The organism is Staphylococcus sp. GDY8P94P, assembly GCF_017892255.1.
GTDB lineage: Bacteria > Bacillota > Bacilli > Staphylococcales > Staphylococcaceae > Staphylococcus > Staphylococcus cohnii.
Genome location: NZ_JAESKU010000038.1, coordinates 1 through 4192, shown reverse-complemented (window position 1 = coordinate 4192; position 4192 = coordinate 1). Strand labels below are relative to the sequence as shown.

Annotated in this window: 5 protein-coding genes and 2 pseudogenes; 3 read left to right on the top strand and 4 right to left on the bottom strand. The window is 29.9% G+C overall.

Annotated features, from left to right (window positions below):
• A pseudogene (locus KA926_RS13815) lies at positions 1-187 on the bottom strand (IS6 family transposase); the annotation flags it as partial.
• Positions 188-202: 15 nt separating this feature from the next.
• Here KA926_RS13815 and KA926_RS13810 point away from each other — a divergent pair.
• Positions 203-679, top strand: coding sequence for a hypothetical protein (locus tag KA926_RS13810; RefSeq protein WP_210139077.1), 477 nt, complete (start codon positions 203-205; stop codon positions 677-679).
• Between the two features lie 109 nt (positions 680-788).
• Here KA926_RS13810 and KA926_RS13805 read toward each other — a convergent pair whose 3' ends face one another.
• Complete coding sequence (locus tag KA926_RS13805) at positions 789-1085, bottom strand: hypothetical protein (protein WP_071161942.1); 297 nt, start codon at positions 1083-1085, stop codon at positions 789-791.
• A 407-nt stretch (positions 1086-1492) separates the two neighbouring features.
• A complete protein-coding gene (locus KA926_RS13800; RefSeq protein WP_071161943.1) occupies positions 1493-1726 on the bottom strand; it encodes a DUF4314 domain-containing protein in 234 nt (77 codons plus the stop codon).
• A gap of 976 nt (positions 1727-2702) precedes the next feature.
• Between KA926_RS13800 and KA926_RS13795 the strand changes: the two genes are divergently transcribed.
• Complete coding sequence (locus KA926_RS13795) at positions 2703-3119, top strand: YolD-like family protein (protein WP_031916275.1); 417 nt, start codon at positions 2703-2705, stop codon at positions 3117-3119.
• Positions 3120-3159: 40 nt separating this feature from the next.
• On the opposite strand, the gene KA926_RS13790 is transcribed toward KA926_RS13795, so the two are convergent.
• On the bottom strand, positions 3160-3585 hold the full coding sequence (locus KA926_RS13790; protein WP_031590705.1) for a hypothetical protein: 426 nt from the start codon (positions 3583-3585) through the stop codon (positions 3160-3162).
• A gap of 397 nt (positions 3586-3982) precedes the next feature.
• Here KA926_RS13790 and KA926_RS13780 point away from each other — a divergent pair.
• Positions 3983-4192: pseudogene (locus KA926_RS13780) on the top strand (protein rep); the annotation flags it as partial.

Below are 4192 nucleotides of genomic sequence, written 5' to 3'. Positions count from 1 at the left end.
TCCAAATTTGATATAAAATTGAGGCATATTCTTGAACCCAACGGTAGACCGTTGAATGATGAACGTTTACACCACGTTCCCTTAATATTTCAGATATATCACGATAACTCAATGCATATCTTAGATAGTAGCTAACGGCTACAGTGATAACATCCTTGTTAAATTGTTTATATCTGAAATAGTCCATACAGAAGACTCCTTTTTGTTAAAATTATACTATAAATTCAACTTTGCAACAGAACCCAAAAAAGTCTATGTGTATGAATATAATCCAGAAAAACACAGAATATATGAAGATTTAATATTAATATTAGAAAAATTACAATCATTCTTAAAAACTAGCAAGGCCTTTAAGTTGTCTGATGATGGGGAAATTTTAAAAATTAATGCTAAAACATTTACTTACATGGGCGTACTATTTGAAGAAATTCACGCTTATACATTTAATAAATATGCTTATGAATATATAGAGCATATTGAAATATTGAATAAATATTATTCAATACTCAAAGAAATTGAAGAAGATTACAATAAACAGATTAATGTTTATAAATATATCCCCAAAAAAATATTAAACTTTATGTCATTAGCTCATAAAGATATATATTTAGAAGAAATCGAAGATTACAAAAATAATCTACTTAAAAAGGTTAAAATATTGAAAGCACTTGATGAATAAAGTAGTTGAAAAACAACACATGTGTAAGTTACACAAATATAAATTACATATGTGTAAAAGAAGCCCTTATACAGTATGTTTGTATAAAGGCTTCTTAATTTTAAATTTATTAAACATCGAATTCTTCGTTTAACCAACCAATCGCTTTATTGTAATTTCTAAATTCTTCACACCAGCAATCATTTGTAGAATTATCTATACATAAATAAGTTTTATCAAGTGTTATTAAATACTTCCCAGTCCACTTATTATAGTCGCTTGATTTTGATATAAGTTGTTGAACACCTTTTACATATTTTCCATCAATTTGATATATTTTACTATTAACCATTTTGAATTTAAAATCTTTATATTTAGTGTCTAGTAATTGTAATAAATCATTATCTAAATTTGAGCAATTCTTCATTTTAATGACCTCCTGAAATTTTTTCTTTTAGAAATTATTTATTTTTGCTGTGTTGTGAAGCCACTGCAACAAGCCGGCGCATTGAGATTGCAAGGGTTTCAGCCTTAAAAGTTTTACGACTGGCCTTGGCCACCAAGTAAAAGTTTTAAGCCCCTTGTAATCTCAAATAGGCTTGTTAAAAGCACAATCTTTGATTGTGCGTGTGAGCGTATCAACACAAAAAAATAAATTCTAAAAAAATGGAAATAAAGGGAAAGTGAACCGTCACTTTCCCTCCATTTTTGAATTTAATTTAAATGTGAATGTGATGTGTGTGCGTTATGCACATCACATTCACTCATTATTTCAGCTTTTGGTATGGCCGATCAGGGCATAGCAAAAGCCCCCGATTTTTAGGGGGCTTTAATTTATTGAATATTTTTAGGTGTATAAGCGATAAATTTATCTTCACTGTAGACTAATGCTAATGTCGAACCATTATCCCAGTTGACGTGAATTTGACCAATGTCATCAACTTTAGTAATAGTACCTAAATCGCCCTTTTTTAAATCTGTAAAATCATCATTCACACTAATTAATTCAACTCTTAGTCCTTTTACATAATGTTTTTTTAGTAGTTCAATTTGTTTTCTATCATTCATTATAAAACCTCCAATATAAAATCAATAATATTTAGAACAGTAAGAAATAGTAACAAAGTAAAAATAAGTTTGTTGTAATTTTTCATTTCGCCCCTCCTATGATATAATTGAAGAAAGGTAGTAGGGGGTGTGAACCCCTACTTAATTAAGAACAAAATAAATAATGGACTAATTTAAAGATTGTATATGCTATGTTTAGGTATGCCAGTACCAAATTAGCTCTTGCAATCTTCTTTTTTTGTTCTTCTTCCTTTCTTTTAATCCTTTTCACTAATATCACCCCCTTTCAGAATGGATTATTATTTATTGATGTAATTGTAGATTTGGTAGAACATGACACAAAATGCTATGAAAATAATTATTAGTCCAATAAGATTAGCCATTTTAAACCCTCCTAAAATTTTTCTTTTAGAAATTATTTATTTTTGCTGTGTTGTGAAGCCACTGCAACAAGCCGGCACTTTGAGATTGCAAGGGTTTCAGCCTTAAAAGTTTTACGACTGGCTTTGGCCACCAAGTAAAAGTTTTAAGCCCCTTGTAATCTCAAATAGGCTTGTTAAAAGCACAATCTCTGATTGTGCGTGTGAGCGTATCAACACAAAAAAATAAATTCTAAAAAAAATGGAAATAAAGGGAAAGTGAACCGTCACTTTCCCTCCATTTTTGAATTTATTTTAAATGTGAATGTGATGTGTGTGCGCTATGCACATCACATTCACTCATTATTTCGGCTTTTGGTATGGCCGGTCAGGTCATACCAAAAGGCTCTAATTAATTCATTGATATATGAACGTTTATGTACGAATATCCACGTTTATTATTTTTCAATGCACGTGAGAGCTTCTCTCAGCGCCCTAAAAGTCGAAAAAAACGCTCAACCAATTATAGTTGAGCGTTATAAATAAGCGACTTCTAAAGAATTCATTTGAATAATACGAACACATGTTCTATAATGTGAGGTGAGGTGACATCTACAATGAAAGTTATAAATCCTAATTTACCTGAACCATATAAATATGAAACGGATTATAGAAAGATTCCAAGAGAATATTTAAACCCTAGAATTCCACAAGGGCGTGGGATAGTTAAGTGGCGAGCATTTAAGACTATCCCTGAACAACATGAAATATTAAATCAATATATAAAAGATCAAGATAAAATAGATATGCCTTTATTGTCAGATGAACAACTTCAAGAGATTAATGAGAAAGTCTCTCACAAAATTAGACACCACGTTATTGCTGATGTAAGTTATTGGAAAAATGGTTATATACTATCAATACAATGTTATATAAATAAAGTTGATGAATTTGGGGGAACAATGCTCATTACAAATGAAAATGGAAAAGATAGTTTAAAAATACCTTTAAGCAATATTATCAGTGTAGAATAAAAAAACCAATGACATTAAGCCATTGGTTTTTACATGATATTTATTTTTCTTGCACTAAGCTGTTAAATATATATCGCTTTAATTCATCAGTCGATAGGCTTTCAATGTAGCGTACTTTATGTTGAAAATCTGTTTCATCATAATTGAAAGTATCATTTGTTATTAGTAAACGACATTCCTCTATAATTTCTTCAAGTGATTGGTAAATTTCCATACTCTTTTCACTTTCTGTACTACCATATTTTAATAATTCATAATCTAACTCGTCTTTTAGATTAATTAAAACACTCACATACATTGAAAATGCTGTTTTGTTCAAACTTGTTTTTTTCTGTAAAGATTGTTCAAGCTCATTTTTTATATAAATGGTACTTTGCTTAATTCGTTTTGCTAAGAAATCAAGCGCTCTATATTTTGCATCTACGGGTTCCTCTGTCTTATGTTTATCATTTTTTAATATACTCATTTAAATTCCCCCTTATACTATAATTATACACTATTTAAGTAGCCATTTCCGTTCCATAAATCTACTACAGCCATATTATAAGCCTTTGCTACATCACTTTCTTTGTCAAAAGAACCTAGATGAATTCTTTTGCCATTTATAGTTATTGATGCCCTCCATTTATTTTTATATAATCGTACTCCTTTATATTTGCTAGAGCTGTTTTTCTGTGGTTCTCGATACATATAGAAATAACGTCATTTTTATTTTAGTTGCTGAAAGGTGCGTTGAAGTGTTGGTATGTATGTGTTTTAAAGTATTGAAAACCCTTAAAATTGGTTGCACAGAAAAACCCCATCTGTTAAAGTTATAAGTGACTAAACAAATAACTAAATAGATGGGGGTTTCTTTTAATATTATGTGTCCTAATAGTAGCATTTATTCAGATGAAAAATCAAGGGTTTTAGTGGACAAGACAAAAAGTGGAAAAGTGAGACCATGGAGAGAAAAGAAAATCGCTAATGTTGATTACTTTGAACTTCTGCATATTCTTGAATTTAAAAAGGCTGAAAGAGTAAAAGATTGTGCTGAAATATTAGAGTATAAACAAAATCGTGAAACAGGCGAA

What these genes read in the sequence shown, in the direction of transcription:
- KA926_RS13805 (WP_071161942.1), bottom strand. Translation starts at nt 1,085, where the DNA reads ATGAAGAATTGCTCAAATTTAGATAATGATTTATTACAATTACTAGAC.
- KA926_RS13800 (WP_071161943.1), bottom strand. Translation starts at nt 1,726, where the DNA reads ATGAATGATAGAAAACAAATTGAACTACTAAAAAAACATTATGTAAAA.
- KA926_RS13795 (WP_031916275.1), top strand. Translation starts at nt 2,703, where the DNA reads ATGAAAGTTATAAATCCTAATTTACCTGAACCATATAAATATGAAACG.
- KA926_RS13790 (WP_031590705.1), bottom strand. Translation starts at nt 3,585, where the DNA reads ATGAGTATATTAAAAAATGATAAACATAAGACAGAGGAACCCGTAGAT.